The organism is Micrococcus sp. CH7 (assembly GCF_001595485.1).
Lineage (GTDB): Bacteria > Actinomycetota > Actinomycetes > Actinomycetales > Micrococcaceae > Micrococcus > Micrococcus luteus.
In genome coordinates, this window is sequence record NZ_LOSQ01000021.1 from 21,956 (window position 1) to 40,498 (window position 18,543).

The 18,543-nt window shown below is 73.6% G+C and carries 14 protein-coding genes; 8 read left to right on the forward strand and 6 right to left on the reverse strand.

Features of this window, described 5'->3' with window-relative positions:
- Positions 1-53: 53 nt before the first annotated feature.
- From secD to AUV08_RS05850, 3 genes are all read left to right on the forward strand, one after another.
- Positions 54-1,835: a protein translocase subunit SecD gene (secD, locus tag AUV08_RS05840; RefSeq protein WP_061873141.1), complete on the forward strand. Its 1,782-nt coding sequence runs from the start codon at positions 54-56 to the stop codon at positions 1,833-1,835.
- On the forward strand, positions 1,832-2,872 hold the full coding sequence (gene secF / locus AUV08_RS05845) for a protein translocase subunit SecF (protein ID WP_061867321.1): 1,041 nt from the start codon (positions 1,832-1,834) through the stop codon (positions 2,870-2,872). Before secD ends, secF begins: the two co-directional genes overlap by 4 nt.
- Positions 2,873-2,987: 115 nt before the next feature.
- Positions 2,988-5,282, forward strand: a complete 2,295-nt coding sequence (locus AUV08_RS05850; protein ID WP_061867320.1) for a bifunctional (p)ppGpp synthetase/guanosine-3',5'-bis(diphosphate) 3'-pyrophosphohydrolase — start codon at positions 2,988-2,990, stop codon at positions 5,280-5,282.
- Positions 5,283-5,293: 11 nt separating this feature from the next.
- Here AUV08_RS05850 and AUV08_RS05855 read toward each other — a convergent pair whose 3' ends face one another.
- Together AUV08_RS05855 and AUV08_RS05860 are read right to left on the reverse strand one after the other, a co-directional pair.
- On the reverse strand, positions 5,294-5,911 hold the full coding sequence (locus AUV08_RS05855) for a hypothetical protein (RefSeq protein ID WP_036380977.1): 618 nt from the start codon (positions 5,909-5,911) through the stop codon (positions 5,294-5,296).
- Positions 5,912-5,996: 85 nt separating this feature from the next.
- Entirely contained in the window at positions 5,997-7,535 is a 1,539-nt protein-coding gene (locus AUV08_RS05860) for a DUF349 domain-containing protein (RefSeq protein WP_061873142.1), read from the reverse strand.
- A gap of 174 nt (positions 7,536-7,709) precedes the next feature.
- On the opposite strand from AUV08_RS05860, the gene hisS reads away from it, so the two are divergent.
- Positions 7,710-9,086, forward strand: a complete 1,377-nt coding sequence (hisS, locus tag AUV08_RS05865) for a histidine--tRNA ligase (protein ID WP_036313678.1) — start codon at positions 7,710-7,712, stop codon at positions 9,084-9,086.
- 60 nt (positions 9,087-9,146) lie between these two features.
- Here hisS and AUV08_RS05870 read toward each other — a convergent pair whose 3' ends face one another.
- A complete protein-coding gene (locus AUV08_RS05870) occupies positions 9,147-10,439 on the reverse strand; it encodes an APC family permease (RefSeq protein WP_061867319.1) in 1,293 nt (430 codons plus the stop codon).
- Positions 10,440-10,584: 145 nt separating this feature from the next.
- Here AUV08_RS05870 and aspS point away from each other — a divergent pair, with 145 nt between their 5' ends.
- On the forward strand, positions 10,585-12,399 hold the full coding sequence (gene aspS, locus AUV08_RS05875; protein ID WP_061867318.1) for an aspartate--tRNA ligase: 1,815 nt from the start codon (positions 10,585-10,587) through the stop codon (positions 12,397-12,399).
- A 23-nt stretch (positions 12,400-12,422) separates the two neighbouring features.
- On the opposite strand, the gene dtd is transcribed toward aspS, so the two are convergent.
- From dtd to AUV08_RS05890, 3 genes are all read right to left on the reverse strand, one after another.
- Entirely contained in the window at positions 12,423-12,875 is a 453-nt protein-coding gene (dtd, locus tag AUV08_RS05880) for a D-aminoacyl-tRNA deacylase (RefSeq protein WP_061867317.1), read from the reverse strand.
- A gap of 44 nt (positions 12,876-12,919) precedes the next feature.
- Positions 12,920-14,659, reverse strand: a complete 1,740-nt coding sequence (locus AUV08_RS05885; RefSeq protein WP_061867316.1) for a choice-of-anchor I family protein — start codon at positions 14,657-14,659, stop codon at positions 12,920-12,922.
- 140 nt (positions 14,660-14,799) lie between these two features.
- Positions 14,800-15,390, reverse strand: coding sequence for a DUF1697 domain-containing protein (locus tag AUV08_RS05890; protein WP_061867315.1), 591 nt, complete (start codon positions 15,388-15,390; stop codon positions 14,800-14,802).
- A gap of 52 nt (positions 15,391-15,442) precedes the next feature.
- Between AUV08_RS05890 and AUV08_RS05895 the strand changes: the two genes are divergently transcribed.
- From AUV08_RS05895 to rpsD, 3 genes are all read left to right on the forward strand, one after another.
- Complete coding sequence (locus AUV08_RS05895; RefSeq protein WP_061867314.1) at positions 15,443-16,840, forward strand: replication-associated recombination protein A; 1,398 nt, start codon at positions 15,443-15,445, stop codon at positions 16,838-16,840.
- A gap of 172 nt (positions 16,841-17,012) precedes the next feature.
- Complete coding sequence (locus AUV08_RS05900; protein ID WP_020621560.1) at positions 17,013-17,576, forward strand: general stress protein; 564 nt, start codon at positions 17,013-17,015, stop codon at positions 17,574-17,576.
- 282 nt (positions 17,577-17,858) lie between these two features.
- Entirely contained in the window at positions 17,859-18,485 is a 627-nt protein-coding gene (rpsD, locus tag AUV08_RS05905) for a 30S ribosomal protein S4 (RefSeq protein ID WP_010078585.1), read from the forward strand.
- The last annotated feature ends 58 nt before the right edge of the window (positions 18,486-18,543 follow it).

The following is an 18,543-nucleotide window of genomic DNA, read 5'->3' on the forward strand; positions in this document are numbered from 1 at the left end:
ACACGCGGCCCCGCCTGGCGGGGCCGCTCGGATGTGACGGAAGCACCTGAGCAATGGCGAAGAGAACACCCACCGGCTCCGCCGGGCGCACCCTGGCCTGGCTGGCCGCCCTCCTCGTGGTCCTGGCCGCGATCCTCGGCGGGGGCGTGGCCTCCGGCGCGGCCTCCTGGGCTCCCAAGCTCGCCCTCGACCTCGAGGGCGGCACGCAGATGGTGCTGGCCCCCGAGACCTCGACGGGCGAGTCCGTCACCCCCGAGCAGCTGGACCAGGCCGTGGAGATCATCCGCCAGCGTGTGGACGGCTCCGGCGTGGCCGAGGCGGAGGTCGCCACGCAGGGCTCCCAGAACGTGGTCGTCTCCCTGCCCGGGGTCCCGGACGAGGAGACCCGCCGCCTGATCCAGGCGTCCGCGGACATGCAGTTCCGCCCCGTGCTGCAGTCCGGCCCGGGGGAGGCCACCCCCGAGGACCAGCGCCTGCCCGAAGACCAGCTGCCCGCGCCCGACGGCGAGCCGGCGGACGCCTACGACCCGAACTGGGTCACCCCGGCCCTGCTGGCCGAGTTCCAGGCCACGGACTGTACCGCCCCGCGGGACCCGGCCGCGCCCCCGCCGCCGTCCGACCGGGCGATCGTCGCCTGCCAGCCCTCCGCGGAGCTCGCGGACGGCGCCGTCACGCCGGCCCAGAAGTACATCCTGGGCCCCGTGGTCATCCCGGGCACCCAGATCAAGGACGCGTCCAACGGCATGGCCCAGACCCAGGGCGGCGTCTCCACCAACCAGTGGGTCGTCAACATCGAGTTCGACGAGGAGGGCGCCAAGACCTTCACGGAGGTCACCCAGAAGCTCACCCCGTACCCCGAGGGCGACCCGCGCAAGCAGTTCGCGATCCTGCTGGACGGGGACGTGATCTCGGCGCCGCAGTCCAACGTGGTCATCACCAACGGCAGCGCGCAGATCAGCGGCCCCACCCTGAACGAGCAGACGACGGCGCAGCTGGCCGAGCAGCTCGACTACGGCTCCCTGCCGATCTCCTTCTCGATCGAGTCCGAGCAGCAGATCTCCGCCACGCTCGGCCGGGACCAGCTCTTCTGGGGCCTGATCGCCGGCCTGATCGGCCTCGGCCTCGTGGCCGTGTACCAGTTCTTCCAGTACCGGGCCCTGGGCCTGCTGACCTTCGCCTCGATCATCGTGGCGGGCGTGCTGACGTGGCTGGCCATCGCGATCCTGGGCTGGACGGACAACTACCGCCTGTCCCTCGCGGGCATCGCCGGGCTCATCGTGGCGATCGGTCTGACGGCGGACTCGTTCATCGTCTACTTCGAACGCATCAAGGACGAGCTGCGCGCGGGCCACACCGTGCCCGTCGCCGTGCACGAGGGCTGGAAGCGCGCCCGGCGGACGATCACCGCGTCCAAGGCCGTGAACCTGCTGGCCGCCGTCGTGCTGTACTTCGTGGCCGTCGGCAACGTGCGCGGCTTCGCGTTCACCCTCGGCCTCACCGCGATCGCCGACCTGATCGTGGTGTTCCTGTTCACCCACCCGCTCATGGTGCTGCTGGCCCAGACCCGCTTCGTGGGCGAGGGACACCCGATGTCCGGACTGGACCCGTCGCTGCTGGGCGGGCCGTCCCTGTATCAGGGCGCCGGCCGCTTCCGCGAGCCCGCCACCGGGCTCCCGGCGGAGGCCGCCGACGCCCCGCGGCCGCTCGTGGCGACGGGCGCCCCCCGCGCGGGCTCGCCCGCCCGGGGGGGCGGCCGCCGCTCGCGCACCGCGCCGCCCATGACGATCGCCGAGCGACGCCGCGCCGAGCGCCGCCGCCAGGAGGAGGACCAGTGAACCGCTTCGCCGACTGGGGCAACGCCCTCTACTCGGGCCGCATCTCCTACCCGTTCATCCAGCGCTGGCGGCGGTGGTTCGCCCTCGCCACCCTGCTGCTCGTCCTCGCCGGCGGCCTGACCGCCCTCCGCGGTGGCTTCAACCTCGGCATCGAGTTCCGGGGCGGCTCCGAGTTCACCGTCTCGCAGACGGCCTCCACCGACGTGGCCGCGGGCGAGCGCGCCGTGACCGACGTGCTGGCCGACGGCCACGCCACCGTCACGAACGTCGCCCCGGGCACCGTGCGCGTCCAGACCGAGCAGCTCGACGACGCCCAGACCCGAGCCGTGGCCGCGAATCTGCAGGAGGCCTACGGCGTCGGCCAGGACCAGGTGACCTCGACCTTCGTGGGGCCGACCTGGGGCGCCGCGGTGTCGCAGCAGGCCCTGATCGGCCTGGTGATCTTCGTGGTGCTCGTGACCCTGTTCATGGCCGTGTACTTCCGCACCTGGAAGATGTCCCTGGCCGCCGTGCTCGGCATGCTCTACGTGGTCGCGCTGACCGCCGGCATCTACGGCGCCACCGGCTTCGAGATCACGCCGTCGGCCATCATCGGCTTCCTCACGATCCTGTCGTACGCGCTCTACGACACCGTGGTGGTCTTCGACAAGATCCGCGAGAACACGATCGGGGCCGAGGAGGACCCGGAGCGCTCCTTCGTCGAGAACGTGAACCTCGCGGTGAACCAGACGCTCGTCCGGTCCATCACGACCTCCGTCGTCGGCATCCTGCCGGTCGGCTCGATCCTGTTCATCGGCGCGGGGCTGCTCGGTGCCGGCACGCTGCGGGACATCGCGCTCGCGCTGTTCGTGGGCATCATCGTGGGCACCCTGTCCACCCTGTTCCTCCAGGCGCCGCTGTACGCCCTGCTGCGCCGCAACGACCCGGACGTGCGCGACCACGACGCCCGGGCCGCGGCCCGCGCCGCCCGGGAGCGTGCCTCAGAGGCGGTCACCGATCCCGACGTCGCCCCCTGGGACGACGGCGCGCGACTCTGACGGAGCCGCTGCGGCCCCGGTGGTCTTCCTGGGGCGGGGTGGGACGGGCGCGGGTAGACTCGCCGATCATCCCGGCCGGAGCGGTCGGGGCCGCACGAGTCAGGAGGCGTGGCCCATGAGCGAGCAGGACCCCACTCCCGCCCCGGCCCGTCCCGCCCCGGTCCGGCCCCGCAGCCGGATCGCACGCCTGACCGGCCGGCACGCCACCGAGTACTCGCCCCTGCTCGAGCCGCTGATGCGCACCGTGCGGCAGCGAGCCACCAAGACCGAGCTGGCCGAGATCGTCCGCGCCTTCGAGGTCGCCCGCGCGGCACACGAGGGGCAGATGCGGCGCTCCGGGGACCCGTACATCACCCACCCCGTCGCGGTCGCCACGATCCTCGCCGAGATCGGCGTGACGGGCCCGACGCTCCTGGCGGCCCTGCTGCACGACACCGTCGAGGACACGGACTACTCTCTGGAGCGCCTCCGCGCCGACTTCGGCTCCGAGGTCGCCCTCCTCGTGGACGGCGTGACCAAGCTGGACAAGGTGACCTACGGCGCCGCGGCGCAGGCCGAGACCGTGCGCAAGATGGTCATCGCGATGGCCCAGGACGTGAACGTCCTGCTCATCAAGCTCGCCGACCGGCTGCACAACGCGCGGACGTGGCGGTACGTCTCCCCGGAGTCCAGCGCCCGCAAGGCCCAGGAGACCTTGGACATCTACGCCCCGCTGGCCCACCGGCTCGGCATGAACACCGTCAAGTGGGAGCTCGAGGACCTCTCCTTCGCCGCCCTCAAGCCCAAGATGTACGCGGAGATCGTGCGCCTCGTGGGGGAGCGCAACCCGGAGCGGGAGAAGCACATCGCGGCGCTGCGCACCGTGATCGAGGAGCACCTGCGCGAGCACCGGATCCGGGCGACCGTCACCGGACGGCCGAAGCACTACTACTCGATCTACCAGAAGATGGTGACGCGCGGGAAGGACTTCGACGACATCCACGACCTCACGGGCATCCGGGTGCTCGTGGACTCCGTGCGTGACTGCTACGCCGTGCTCGGCGTCATCCACGCGCGCTGGAACCCGGTCCCGGGCCGGTTCAAGGACTACATCGCGGTCCCGAAGCTCAACATGTACCGCTCCCTGCACACCACGGTGATGGTGCCGGGCGGCAAGCCGGTGGAGATCCAGATCCGCACGCAGGAGATGCACCGCCAGGCCGAGTACGGCGTCGCCGCGCACTGGCGGTACAAGGCCCAGGTCGCCGGCCAGGCGCCGGTGCAGGCCACGCCGGCCTGGCTGCGCTCGGTGATGGACTGGCAGGCGGACACCCGGGACCCGGACGAGTTCCTCGCCTCGCTGCGCACCCAGATCGGGGCGGACGAGGTGTACGTCTTCACGCCGAAGGGGGAGATCCGCACCCTGCCGGCCGGCTCCACGCCCGTGGACTTCGCCTACGCCATCCACACCGACGTCGGCCACCGCACCATCGGCGCCCGGGTCAACGACAAGCTCGTCCCGCTGTCCACGCCGCTCAGCCACGGCGACACCGTGGAGGTCTTCACCTCGCGCGCCGAGGACGCGGGGCCGAGCCGGGATTGGCTGGGCTTCGTGGTCTCGCCGCGGGCCCGGTCCAAGATCCGTCACCACTTCGCCACGCAGCGCCGCGACGAGCAGGCCGACCGGGGACGCGAGTCGCTGACCCGTCAGCTGCGCAAGGCCGGCATGGCCGTGCAGCAGGTGCTCGGCGGCGAGGAGCTGGTGCAGGTGGCCACGGATCTCGGCTACGCGGACCTCGACGGGCTGTTCGTGGCCCTCGGCGACGGCCACGTGTCCGCCCAGTCCGTGCAGGAACGCGTCGCGGAGCGCCTCGCTCCGCCGACGCCGACGCAGGCCGAGCCGGAGGGCGAGCTGACCGTCGGCGAGGTGGACCTGCAGGAGCTGGTCCCGGCCCAGTCGCGGCGCGCCCCCGCGCGGGCCACCAACGACGCCGGCGTGCTCGTGGACGGCGACGGCGGCGTCATGGCCAAGCTGGCACGGTGCTGCAACCCGGTGCCGCCGGACGCCATCGACGGGTTCGTCACCCGCGGCTCCGGGGTCTCCGTGCACCGGGTCGACTGTCCCAACCTGGCGACCCTGCTCGCGCAGGAGCCGGAGCGCCGCACCCCGGTCAGCTGGGCGCCGTCGCGGGACACCGTCTACCTGGTGGAGATCCAGATCGAGGCGCTGGACCGCAAGTCGCTGCTCTCCGACGTCACCCGGGTCCTCTCCGAGAACCACGTGAACATCCTCTCGGCCTCCGTGAACACCACCCGCGACCGCGTGGCGATGAGCCGGTTCGTCTTCGAGATGGGCGACCCCCGGTTCCTCGGCCACGTGATCGACGCGGTGCGCCGCATCGACGGCGTCTTCGACGTGCACCGCACCTGAGCCTCCCGGCCTCAGTCGGGGACGTCCAGCGCCGCCAGCAGCGCGCCCAGCCGGCGCCGGGCCGCCACGACGCCGGCACGGCGGGTCCGGCGGGCCAGCCGCTCCCGCAGCCCGGCGGCGCCGTGGGCGCCGATCACGGCGGCCGCGCGCCGCGCCGCATCCGGGTCGGCGCTGAGCAGCAGGTCTTCGACTGTCCGGGCGGGCGTCGTGACCCGCACGGGGCCGAAGCGGAGCACGTCGTGCTCGGCGGGGGCGACGCCCGTGGCATCGGCCGCGACGTCCGACTGCGTGAGCGTCCAGGGCAGCAGGCCCCCGCCGGCGGGGCGCCGGTGGAAGTGCGGCACGGCCGCGTGCAGCCGCCCGGGCGCCGCGCCGCCGGCCAGGATCCAGGCCGCCGACGGGCCGATCGCGGTCCAGCCGGCGGCCAGGAGCGGGCCGCCGAGGGTCCACAGGGCAGCGGCCCGGACCGCGGGATCGTCCGCGGCGTCCGGCCGCGCCCACACCCCGGGCAGCAGCGGCCGCACGGCGCCCCGCGCGCCGAGCGCCTGCAGCTCCGGCTCCGTGAAGGGGTCGCCCGCCAGCACGAGTGCCCCGGTCGGGGCGGTCTCCTCGATCGTCACGGTCGTCATGCCCGGATCCTGCCAGAGACGAGGACGCCCCCGCGGCCGCCTGTGGACAGGCGGGCCGCGGGGGCGTGCTCGAGACGGGTGGGGCTCAGCGGAGCTCGGAGGCCGAGGCCTCGAGGGCCTGCTTCCACTGCAGGCGCGCGTCGAGCGCCTCCTGGGCCTTCTTGACGGCGCGCTGGTCGCCCTGGGCCTGGGCCCGGGCGAGATCCGCCTCGAGCCCCGCGATGGTCTCCTCGAGCTGCGTGAGGGCGGAGTTCGTGCGGGCCTTGGTCTCCGGGTCGGTGCGGCGCCAGTGCTCGTTCTCCGCCTGCTTGAGGGCGTCCTCGAGCTTGCGGAAGCCCTCCTCCATCCGGCGGACGTCCCCGCGGGGCACGCGGCCGGCATCCTCCCACCGCCCGCGCAGCTCGTTGAGCGCGCGCCGCCCGGCCTTGACGTCCGTGAAGGGGAGCAGCTTCTGGCCGTCGGCGAGGATCTGCTCCTTCACCTTCAGGTTGGCCCCGTACTCGCGGTCGATCTCCTGGTTCGCGGCCTTGCGGGCGGCGAAGAAGACGTCCTGGGCGGCGCGGAAGCGGGCCCAGAGGGCGTCGTCCTCCTTGCGGGAGGCCCGGGGGGCGCGCTTCCACTCGTCCATCAGGTCGCGGTACTTGCCGGCGGTCACGCCCCAGTCGGTGGACGTGGACAGCTCCTCGGCGCGGGCGATGAGGCGCTCCTTGACCTGCTTGGCCTCGGCCGAGGCGGCGTCCAGCCGGGAGAAGTGGGCGCGGCGGGTCTTGTCGAACGTGGTGCGGGCGCCGCGGAAGCGCTTCCACAGGTCGTCCTCGACCGACTTGGCCAGACGCGGACCGGCCTTCTGGGCGGCCTTCCACTGCTCGAACAGCTCCGTCATGCGCTTGGACGCGGTCTTCCAGGGCATCCGCTCGGCCGGGGTCTGGGCGAAGGTCTCGGCCTCGGCGACGATGGCCTCGCGGGTGGCCAGCTGCTCGGCCTGGGCGGCCTGCCGGGCCTCCTGTTCCGCGGCGCGGTAGTCGCCCAGGAGGGTCTCCAGGGCCGCCAGGCGGGTGCGGAGGGCGTCCATGTCGCCGACCATGTGGCGCTCGTTCACCGCGGTCGTCATCTGACCCAGCGCGCGGCCCAGCTCACCCGAGGGGGCGCCGGCGGCGATGCGCTGCTCGAACAGGGCCATCTGGGCGCGCACGTCGTCGTACTTGCGCACGAAGTACGCCAGCGCGTCCTCGGTGCTCGCGTCCGGCACCTGGCCGACCGCGTGCTCCTCCTGCCCGTCCAGCAGCGTGACGTGGCCGTCCTCGCTCACCCGGGCGAACCTGGCGGCCTCCTCCACCGGGGTGGGCGGCACGGTCGGGGCCACGACGGGGGCCGGGGCGGCGGACGCGGCGGCGGGCGTCGCGGGGCGCACGGCGGCCGGGCTGGCCTTCTTCATCGCGGCCGGGGACGGCACGGCGGGCGCCTCGGCGGGCTGGGAGGAATCACCGTGCGCCGGGGCGTCGGGGACGATCTCGGGGACGGGACGGGCCTCGGCGGGCACGGTCGTCTCGGCGGCCTCGGCCGACGCGGGGGCGGCCTCGGTGGCGGGGGACTGCTGGTCGTCGGGCTGCATGTGATTGGTCACCGCTGGAACTCTCCCTGACTGCGCCGGCACGCAGTCGTCGAGGGATGCGGCCGGTCGGGATGGACACGAACAGGGCCAGCGTACCGGGCCGGACAGCACCCGCGCCTAGAATGGGCCGGTGCGCCGGCGGGGGATCGTCGTGCGTCCCCGCCGTCGTCGTCTCGAAGGATCGCCATGTCCCGCAAGGCCTCCCTGTCCGGTTTCCACGAGTGGCTGCCCGCCGAGCGGCTCGTGGAGCAGCATGTGCTCGACACGCTGCGGCGGACCTTCGAGCTGCACGGGTTCGCCGGCATCGAGACCCGTGCCGTGGAGACCCTGGGCCAGCTGCTGCGCAAGGGCGAGGTGGACAAGGAGGTCTACGCGGTCTCGCGCCTGGCCGAGGACGAGGAGGTCGCCGCGGGCCTGCGCGATCCCAAGGACCCGGCCGACCCCAAGCGCCTGGCCCTGCACTTCGACCTCACCGTGCCGTTCGCCCGCTACGTCGTGGAGAACGCCGGCCACCTCGCCTTCCCCTTCCGTCGCTACCAGATGCAGAAGGTCTGGCGCGGGGAGCGCCCTCAGGAGGGCCGCGCCCGCGAGTTCACCCAGGCGGACATCGACGTCGTCGGCGACGGCGCCCTCTCGCCCCGGTACGACGCCGACGTCGCACTGGTGATGGCCGAGGCGCTCGGCGCCCTGCCGATCGGCGACTTCCTCATCCGCGTGAACAACCGCAAGCTCGCCGAGGGCTTCTACCGGGGCATCGGCCTGGAGGACACCGCCGGCGTGCTGCGCAGCATCGACAAGCTGGAGAAGGTCGGCCCGGAGGAGGTCGCGCGGCTGCTCCAGGAGGAGGTCGGCGCGAGCCCCGAGCAGGCTGCGCAGGCGCTGGCCCTGGCGGACATCCGCACGTCGGACACCTCGTTCGTCGAGCGGGTCCGCGCCCTGGGGGTGACCCACGAGCTGCTCGAGGAGGGGCTGACCGAGCTGGCCGACGTCGTCGCCACCCTGCACCGCCGCGCCCCCGGGCGCGCCGTGGCGGACCTGTCCATCGCGCGCGGCCTGGACTACTACACGGGCACCGTCTACGAGACCGTCCTGGTGGGCCACGAGCAGCTCGGCTCGATCTGCTCGGGCGGCCGCTACGACGCGCTCGCGTCCAAGGGGAACCGCGTGTTCCCCGGTGTCGGACTGTCCATCGGCGTGACGCGGCTGGTGATGCGCATGCTGTCCCAGCAGATGGCCGTGGCCTCCCGCTCCGTGCCGACCGCGGTGTACGTGGCGCTGACGGCGGACGAGGACTGGTCCGAGGCCCAGGACGTCGCGGCCCTGCTGCGGGAGCGCGGCATCCCCGCGGAGGTCGCGGTGTCCGCGGAGAAGTTCGGCAAGCAGATCAAGTATGCGGACCGCCGCGGCATCCCGTTCGTCTGGTTCATGGGTCGGGACGACGCCGGCGCGCGGGTCCACGAGGTCAAGGACATCCGCTCCGGCGAGCAGCACGCCGCGGACCCGGCCGACTGGACCCCGCCGGCCGAGGACCTGCTGCCGCAGGTCGCCCGCGCGCAGGACTGAGCGGACGCGGCCGGTGCGCCGGCCCCGGTGTGCGGCGGCGGTGGGTGTCTGCGCGTCGGGTCACCGGCCCCGGCGCCCGGCCCGCACGAACGCGCGCCCGCCCACCCCGATCAGGAACACGCCCGCCATCGCGGCCACGGACATCGGCGGCAGGCTGAGCGCGAGCAGCAGGCACAGGGCCAGGCCGAGCACGTTGACGGCGCGAGGGACACGCAGCGGGCGCGGCCGGGCCGGGCGGCGGCCGTCGTCGTCCCCGCGCAGGGTCAGGGCGGACAGGTTCGCCACCGCGTAGTAGACGAGCACGCCGAACGAGCTGAACCCCACCACGGTGAGGATGTCCGTGGTGAGCAGGAGCAGGATCACGGCCAGGGCCACCGTCAGCTGAGCCGTCCACGGCGTGCCGGTCCCCGTGTGGACCCGTGCCAGGGGGCGGGGCAGGTCGGCCTCGCGGGCCATGGCCAGGGCGGTGCGGGAGACGCCCGTCAGCAGGTTGAGCATGGCCCCGGCCGCGGCGAGGGCGGCGCCGGCCACGGCCACCCAGCCCCAGCCGGAGCCCAGGGCGGTCTCGAGCAGGTCGCGCACGGGCGCCGGGGACCGGGCCAGCCCGGAGATCCCGAGGCCCGAGATCAGCGCCGTGGCGAGCAGCAGGTACAGCGCCACGGTCACCGCGAGGGCGATCAGGATGGCGCGCGGGATCGTGCGTGCGGGGTCGATGACCTCCTCGCCCATGGTGGCCACGCGCGCGTAGCCGGCGAACGCGAAGAACAGGACACCCGCGCCCATGAGCACGCCCTGCACGGGGGAGTCGACGCCGAGCGCCGCGGCCGAGCCCCCGGGTGCCTCGCGCGTCAGGCCCGCGCCGATGGCCAACACGAGCACGGCGAGCACGGGCACGAGGATCGCCGTCGTCGCCTGCGCGGTCCGCGTCACGCCCGCCATCGCCACCCCGGTGAGCACGACGACGGCGGCCACGCCCGTCCACCGGGCCGCGGCGGCGTCGTCGGGGAAGAGGTACAGGCCGAGGGTGGCCGCCATCGCGGCCACCGACGCGGTCTTGCCCGTGACGAAGCCCCAGCCGGCGACGAAGCCGGCCCACGGGTGCAGCTGCCGCCGGCCGTAGACGTAGGCGCCGCCGGACTCGGGGTGGACGGTGGCCAGCTGCGCCGTGGACAGGGCGTTGCACAGGGCCGCGACGGCCGCGACCGCCAGGGCCGCGTACAGCAGGCCGGGGTGGCCGCCGGTGAGCGCGGCCGCCAGGCCGATCGCGGTGAAGACGCCCGCGCCGATCATCGAGCCGAGGCCGATCGCGACGGCGTGGAGCAGGGTCAGGCGGCGCTGCAGGGCGGCGGTCACGACGGGGTCCTCCTGGGCTGGGGCAGTGCGGACGGGCCACTAGACTGACGGGAACGGCGCGCGCCCGCCCCGCAGGCGTATCACACGGCGTCGACCATCACATGAACCCCGCACATCGTCCGGCGACCGGACGGAGAGGATCCTCGTGCTGCGCACCCACTCCCTCGGCGAGCTCAACGCCTCGCTCATCGGCCAGACCGTCACCGTCACCGGCTGGGTGGCGCGGCGGCGCGACCACGGCGGCGTGGCCTTCGTGGACCTGCGCGACGCCTCGGGCTTCGCCCAGGTCGTGGTGCGGGACGAGGCGGACTTCGATCCGCTGCGCAACGAGTGGGTCCTGCAGGTCACCGGCACGGTCGAGCGCCGCCCCGAGGGCAATGAGAACCCGAACCTGCCCTCCGGTGAGATCGAGCTGATCGCAGAGACCGTGACGGTGCTCAACACCGCCGCCGCCCTGCCGTTCCAGGTGGACGAGCACGTGGAGGTCGGCGAGGAGGCCCGGCTGCGCCACCGCTACCTCGACCTGCGCCGCCCGCAGCCCTCGCGCATCATGCGCCTGCGCTCCGAGGTCAACCGGACGGCGCGCGAGCTGCTGCACGGCGAGGGCTTCGTGGAGGTCGAGACCCCGACCCTCACGCGCTCGACGCCGGAGGGCGCCCGCGACTTCCTCGTCCCGGCCCGCCTGGCTCCCGGCTCCTGGTACGCCCTGCCGCAGTCGCCGCAGCTGTTCAAGCAGCTGCTGCAGGTGGGCGGGATCGAGAAGTACTACCAGATCGCCCGCTGCTACCGCGACGAGGACTTCCGCGCGGACCGTCAGCCCGAGTTCACCCAGCTGGACATCGAGGCCTCCTTCGTGGAGCAGGACGACGTGATCGCCCTCGGCGAGAAGATCGTCAAGGCCCTGTGGGCCCTCGTCGGTGTGGACGTGCCGACGCCGATCCGCCGCATGACCTACGCCGAGGCGATGGAGAAGTACGGCTCGGACAAGCCGGACCTGCGCTTCGGCCTCGAGCTGACGGACCTGACCGAATACTTCAAGGACACCCCGTTCCGCGTGTTCCAGAACGAGTACGTGGGTGCCGTCGTGATGCCGGGCGGCGCCTCCCAGGCCCGCCGCACCCTCGACGCGTGGCAGGAGTGGGCCAAGCAGCGCGGCGCCAAGGGCCTGGCCTACGTGCTCATCCAGGAGGACGGCGAGCTGACCGGCCCGGTGTCCAAGAACATCTCCGAGGAGGAGAAGGCCGGCCTGGCCGCCGCCGTGGGCGCGAACCCGGGCGACTGCGTGTTCTTCGCCGCCGGCAAGCCGAAGGAGTCCCGCGCGCTGCTGGGCGCGGCCCGCGTGGAGATCGGCCGTCGCTGCGGGCTGTTCACCGACGCCGGTGACGGCGTGGCCGCGAAGGACGCCGACTGGGCGTTCGTGTGGGTCGTGGACGCGCCGATGTTCGAGCCGGCGGCCGACGCCGTGGCCTCGGGCGACGTCGCCGTGGGCGCGGGCGCCTGGACCGCCGTGCACCACGCGTTCACCTCGCCCAAGCCGGAGTTCGCGGACACCTTCGACACCGACCCGGGCTCGGCCCTGGCGTACGCGTACGACATCGTGTGCAACGGCAATGAGATCGGCGGCGGTTCCATCCGCATCCACCGTCAGGACGTGCAGGAGCGCGTGTTCGAGGTCATGGGCCTGTCCCCGGAGGAGGCGAACGAGAAGTTCGGCTTCCTGCTCGAGGGCTTCAAGTACGGCGCCCCGCCGCACGGCGGCATCGCGTTCGGCTGGGACCGCGTGGTCGCGCTGCTGGCCGGCACGGACTCGATCCGCGAGGTCATCGCGTTCCCGAAGACCGGCGGCGGCTTCGACCCGCTGACGGCCGCACCGGCGCCCATCACCGCCCAGCAGCGCAAGGAGGCCGGCGTCGACGCGAAGCCGGAGCCGAAGCAGGCCGAGGCCGAGCCGGAGGCCTGATCCGGGCCCGCGGCGTGCCGGCCTCAGCCGCGCCGCGGCCCGGCCAGCTCGTCCGAGTCCACGATCAGCGTGAACGGCCCGGAGTTGGTGAGCGAGACGTCCATCTGCGCGCCGAACACCCCGCGCTCCGCGCGCACGCCGGCGGCCTCGAGCTCGGCCGTGAACCGCTCGTAGAGCGGCTCGGCCTGGTCGCCCTTCGCCGCGCGCGTCCAGGACGGCCGCCGGCCCTTCCGCACGTCGCCGTACAGCGTGAACTGGCTGACGACGAGCGCCGGGGCACCGGCGTCGGTGAGGGACCGCTCGCCGTCGAGCACGCGGAGCCCGGCCACCTTGCGGGCCACCTGGACGGCCTCGGCCTCCGTGTCCGTGACCGACACTCCGAGCAGGATCACCAGCCCTTCACCCTCGAAGGAGCCGACCACCTCGCCATCCACGACGACGGAAGCGGAACGGGCACGTTGCAGAACGGCTCTCATGCAGCCATTCTGCAACGCGCCCGGAACCGGTCCGCGTCAGCGGATCACGTGCGACGGGTCGGATTCACCTCGTACACGGTGGTCGAGCCGGAGACCTCGTTGGCGACGATCAGCAGGGCGGTGCCGGAGGGGGACTCGTCGGCCGGCACGAAGGTCAGGCCCTCGGCGCCCATGTCACCCAGGCCGGCCGCGGCGTCGTCGCCCGCGGCATCCCAGTCACGGTCGTTGACGTAGTCCACGTAGGTGGCGTTCCGCGGGTCGGTGATGTCGAAGACCATCACGCCGCCGATGCGCTCGAGGCCCACGAACGCGTAGGTGCGGCCCTGGATCGTGCCCACCACCACGGACTCGGGCTCGGGGCCCTTGTCATCCGAACGGGAGTCCCCGGACGGGGTCTCGTCGTTGTTCGCGTTGAACGCGTGCTCCGGCAGCTCGCCGGCGGCCACGAGCCGGGCGATCTGCCCCTCGATCATCCCGGCGGAGTCGAACAGGCGGGTGCCGTCCGCGGTGTAGATGGAGAAGGACCGGCCGCCCAGTGTGGTCAGGGAGGAGTGGCACTCGGGCTCAGAGTCGTAGCCGAGGTCGGTGAGCACCTTCAGGCGGCCCAGGGCATCCTTCTTCTGCAGGGCCTTGGCGCCCGGGAACTCGGCGGCGCACAGGTCCAGGTCGCTGACGCGCTCGGAGTCGTTGAAGTCGCCCCACTCCCGCCCGTCACCCTCGTTGGCGGTGACGACCAGGTTCTGACCGCGCCAGCGGTACGTGTCGATGCCGTCGGGCATGGGCAGGCCGTCGACCGGCCAGTGGTCCAGCTCGATGCCGCCGTCCTTGTCCGAGGCGTCCAGCATGCCCTCGGTGGACCAGTCGGTGGGCGTCAGCGCCCAGAGGTCCTCCAGCGTGGCGGACTTCAGGTCCACGACGGCGACGGCGTTGGCCTCCTGCACGGACACGTAGGCGGTGCGTCCGGTCGGGTCGACGGTGACGTACTCCGGCTCGAGGTTGCGAGCCACCCGACCGGCGGGCTCGTGACCGGCGGGCACCGCCACATCGGGGCCGGAGACGCGCACGCCGGCGGGCAGGGCGGTGCCGGCGTCGTAGGCGCGGAAGTCCACGGTGCGTACCGCGTCTTGGGTCAGGCGGGAGAACTGCTGGGCGTTCTTGGGCACGGAGACCACGGAGATCGTGCCCTCCGGGTCGACGGAGAAGTCGTCGGCCGGTTCGCCCTCGTTGGCGACCACCACGTACGCCCCGTTCGGGGAGAAGGCCAGCGAGTCCGGCAGGGCGCCCACCCGCACGCCGCCGAGGTAGCGCAGGGTGGTGGTGTCGAAGAACACGACCCAGCCGTGGTCGGTCTTCTCGGCGGCCTCCACGGCGACGGCCAACACGCCGCCGGAGACGGCCACGGAGTTCACCGTGGCGCCCTTGTCCGTGACGGAGCCGTCCGCGGTGCGCAGGCCCTCGGCGGAGAGGGTCCGCTCGGCCACGGGGGCGGCGTCGGCGCCCAGGCGCATGACGTCGACGGCGCCGCGCTGCGCGTTCACCACGAACAGGCGGCCGGAGACCGCGTCGAAGGCCGGGATCTCGGCGGCGGACTCGCCGAACACGCCGGTCTCGTGGGTGCCGGCGCGGGTGAGCTCGATGCTCTTGCCGGACGGGTTGGCGGCGATGGCGGCGCGCTGGGCCGTGGCCGAGTGCGGGGCGGGCGCGCTGAGGGAGGCCGGGGCGAGGAAGGCCGTGGACAGGGCCGCGGCGGTGACGGCCGTGGCGAGGCGTGCGAGGCGAGGCATGGATGCTCCAGTCAGGGCAGGGAGGCGGAGGACGGGGTCACCCCATCGCACGGATGTGAACGGACCGTGACGTCCCGGCCAGCGCGCGGTGTCCCGCGGGTGTCGGCGTCCCCGGACGCCCCGCGTGCCGTCCGCCGAGGTCAGTCCCCGGCCGGCAGCCCCGCGAGCACCCGCACCGTCGTGAGGTTCCGGGCCGTGCCGCGCACCCCGAGCGCCCGGTCGAGGCGGGCCGGGGTGAGCGGGGAGTCGGCGATCCCCGTGGCGCAGCGCATCCACAGCAGCCGTCCCTCCAGGGCCGTGCGATCCGGCCCTGCGGGTCGGCCGTCCCCGTGGTCGAGCGCGGCCAGGGCGGCGGCCGACTCGGGTGCGGGGTCGTCCTCGAGCACGGTGAGCTGGGTGCGCTTCGGCTCGCCGCCGGCCCAGGGGAGCGCGTCGTGCAGCTCCAGGGCGCGCCGGAGCGTGCCCACGTCCACGAGGACCACGGGGACGTCGAGGCCGCCCTCCTCACGCGCCCGCCGCGCGAACCCCTGCCGCACGCCCTCGGCGGCCGCGTCGGAGGACGCCCGGAACAGGACGTTGCCGCTGGCCAGGTGGGTGGTGACCGCCTCCCCGCCGGCGGCCTGGGCCCAGCGGATCAGCGTGTCCTTGCCGACACGGTTGCTCCGCCCCACGTTGATCCCGCGCAGCAGCAGGACTTGGGTGTGGTCGGTGCGCGGGGCGGCGGGGCTCATGCGGCCATGATGCCACCCACGCCCCCGCGGGCCGAGGACTACCCTGGACCCGATGGACGACCTCTTCAGCGCCGCGCACAACGGGGCCGACGACGACGGCCCGGCCGGCACCGTGGCCGCCCCGCACCCCGGCGCACCGCTGGCCGTGCGCATGCGCCCGCGCACGCTGGATGACGTGCTGGGCCAGCGGCACCTCATGCGGCCGGGCTCCCCGCTGCGCAAGCTCGCCGAGCCCGATCCGGACTCCGCCGCGGGACCGAGCTCGGTCATCCTGTACGGGCCGCCGGGCATCGGGAAGACGACGCTGGCCCACGTGATCGCCCGCGCCCCCGGGCGCACGTTCACGGAGCTGTCCGCCATCACGGCCGGTGTGAAGGACGTGCGGCAGGTGATGGAGCAGGCCCAGCGCGAACGCGACCTCTACGGCCGCACGACCGTCCTGTTCCTCGACGAGATCCACCGCTTCTCCAAGGCGCAGCAGGACGCGCTGCTGCCCGGCGTCGAGAACCGCTGGGTCGTGCTCGTGGCGGCCACCACGGAGAACCCGTCCTTCTCCGTGATCGCACCCCTGCTCTCCCGGTCGCTGCTGCTCACGCTGCGTCCGCTCACGGACGACGACATCGTCGGGCTGCTGGACCGAGCCGTCACCCAGGAGCGCGGGCTCAACGGGGCCGTGGTGCTCGAGGACGACGCGCGGGACTACCTGGTGCGGATGGCCGGCGGCGACGCGAGGCGGGCGCTCACGGTGCTGGAGGCCGCGGCCGGCGTCGCCCTGGACAAGGCGCGCGAGGCCGGCCGGGCGGGGGAGGGCGCCGTCGCGGTCACGGAGGAGGACGCCGCGCAGGCGATGGACCACCACGTCCAGCGCTACGACAAGGACGGCGACCAGCACTACGACGTGATCAGCGCCTTCATCAAGTCCATCCGCGGCTCGGACGTGGACGCGTCGATGCACTACCTCGCCCGGATGCTGGAGGCGGGGGAGGACCCCCGGTTCATCGCCCGGCGGCTGATCATCTCCGCGTCCGAGGACGTGGGCATGGCCGACCCGACCGCGCTGCAGACCGCCGTGGCCGCCGCGCAGGCCGTGCAGCTCATCGGCATGCCGGAGGGGCGGATCATCCTGGCCCAGGCCGTCACCCACCTGGCCACCGCGCCGAAGTCCAACGCCTCCTACACCGCGGTGAACGAGGCGGTCGCAGACGTGCGCGCCGGGCACACCGGCCTCGTGCCGGCCCACCTGCGCGACGCCCACTACCCCGGCGCCGCCGCCCTCGGCCACGGCCAGGGCTACGTGTACAGCCACGACGAGCCGCACGCCGTCGCCCGTCAGCAGTACGCGCCGGACCCCCTGGTCGGGAGGGACTATTACCGGCCCAAGCCCATCGGACACGAGAAGCGGCTCACCGAGCAGGTGGCCGCGCTGCGCCGGATCGTCCGCGGCGACTGAGCGCGCGCCGGGCCCGGGGGCGGACGCCTCGGGCGGCCGCGCGGAATAAAGACGCCCGGATCACCGGTTGTCCAGGGATGAGCGGGGCGGTCGACGTCGGCCCGCCGACTCCTCGCCCGCTCGCGCCCCCATGCACCACCGACGCACAGAAGGAACAGAAGGAGCCGCCCCCATGACCCAGTCCACTCCGCAGCAGTCCACCCCCCAGCACACCGCCGCGCAGCAGCCGGCCCCGTATGGCCGCCCCGGCGCCGGCGGCCCCGCCCTCCCGCAGGCCGACTACCGCATCCTGCGCTCCGTCCCGGCCTACGCCGAGGCCCAGGCCCTCGTGGACCAGCTCTCCGACGCCGGGTTCCCCGTGGAGCGCGTGCGCATCGTGGGCACCGGGCTGCGCTCCGTGGAGCAGGTCCTGGGCCGGATGACCACCGGCAAGGCCGCCGTCCGCGGCGGGCTGCAGGGCCTGTGGTTCGGCCTCCTGCTCGGCCTGCTCTTCTCGATCTTCGCCCCCGGCTTCGGGTTCCTCTGGATCCTGCTGATCTCCCTGGGCCTGGGCGCCCTGTGGGGGGCGGTCTTCGGGGCGATCGGCCACGCGGCCACCGGCGGCAGGCGCGACTTCACGTCCCTGCAGACCATGGAGGCCGAGTCGTACGACGTGCTGGTCGAGGCCTCCCACCTGGACCAGGCCGGTCAGCTCCTCGGCGCGGACCCCGGCACCGCGGCCACGCCGCGCGCCTGAGCCCCGGCCCGCCCCGTCGTCGTCGCTCTGGTAAGGTGGACCGGTCTGGCAGGCGCTGCGCCCCGGACGCATCCCCCTCGAACGGTCCACGGGACGCCCGCGTGCCCGGGCGAGGGACGCGCAGCGCATCAGTGGATGACGGGCGGCGGCACGCCCCTCAGCTCTCCTCAGGATCGCGGGGAGGCCAGGTTCGAGGCCCCTTGACCCGTGCGCCCCGGCGCCCGGACGAGACCTCGAGACAAACCCGAACCGTGCCGCACGTCAAGGAAAGGCAGGTCCACCATGAGTGGCAACCTTCGCACCCGCCGCACCGTGCGGCACTCCCGCGCCCTGGGCATCGCGCTGACCCCCAAGGCCGAGAAGTACATGGAGCGTCGTCCGTACGGCCCCGGCCAGCACGGCCGTGCCCGCCGCAAGCAGGACTCGGACTACGCGGTGCGCCTCAAGGAGAAGCAGCGTCTGCGCGCCCAGTACAACATCCGCGAGGCCCAGATGCGCCGCTACTTCGAGGAGGCCAAGCGCACCGCCGGCCTGACCGGTGAGAACCTGGTCGAGCTCCTCGAGCAGCGCCTCGACGCCCTCGTGCTGCGTGCCGGCTTCGCCCGCACCATCCAGCAGGCCCGTCAGCTCGTCGTGCACCGCCACATCATGGTGGACGGCAAGCGCGTGGACGTCCCCTCGTTCCGCGTGAAGGAGGGCCAGATGATCCACGTGCACGAGCGCTCGGAGAAGATGGTCCCCTTCCAGCTGGCCGCCGCCGGCGCCCACCAGCAGGTCCTGCCCGCCACCCCGGGCTACCTGACCGTGGAGATCGAGAAGCTGCGCGCCACCCTCACCCGTCGCCCGAAGCGCTCCGAGGTCCCCGTGACCTGCGAGGAGCAGCTCGTGGTCGAGTACTACGCGCGCTGATCCGCCCCGTCCGGGCCCGTCCCGGACGACGGCGCCCCGCGCGTCCCGCAGGCCCGGT

Excerpts from the sequence above, each read along its gene's own strand:
- AUV08_RS05890 (WP_061867315.1), bottom strand. The coding sequence starts at position 15,390 with ATGAGCCCCGCCGCCCCGCGCACCGACCACACCCAAGTCCTGCTGCTG.
- hisS (WP_036313678.1), top strand. The coding sequence starts at position 7,710 with ATGTCCCGCAAGGCCTCCCTGTCCGGTTTCCACGAGTGGCTGCCCGCC.
- AUV08_RS05885 (WP_061867316.1), bottom strand. The coding sequence starts at position 14,659 with ATGCCTCGCCTCGCACGCCTCGCCACGGCCGTCACCGCCGCGGCCCTG.
- AUV08_RS05855 (WP_036380977.1), bottom strand. The coding sequence starts at position 5,911 with ATGACGACCGTGACGATCGAGGAGACCGCCCCGACCGGGGCACTCGTG.
- AUV08_RS05900 (WP_020621560.1), top strand. The coding sequence starts at position 17,013 with ATGACCCAGTCCACTCCGCAGCAGTCCACCCCCCAGCACACCGCCGCG.
- rpsD (WP_010078585.1), top strand. The coding sequence starts at position 17,859 with ATGAGTGGCAACCTTCGCACCCGCCGCACCGTGCGGCACTCCCGCGCC.
- secD (WP_061873141.1), top strand. The coding sequence starts at position 54 with ATGGCGAAGAGAACACCCACCGGCTCCGCCGGGCGCACCCTGGCCTGG.
- AUV08_RS05850 (WP_061867320.1), top strand. The coding sequence starts at position 2,988 with ATGAGCGAGCAGGACCCCACTCCCGCCCCGGCCCGTCCCGCCCCGGTC.
- dtd (WP_061867317.1), bottom strand. The coding sequence starts at position 12,875 with ATGAGAGCCGTTCTGCAACGTGCCCGTTCCGCTTCCGTCGTCGTGGAT.
- AUV08_RS05895 (WP_061867314.1), top strand. The coding sequence starts at position 15,443 with ATGGACGACCTCTTCAGCGCCGCGCACAACGGGGCCGACGACGACGGC.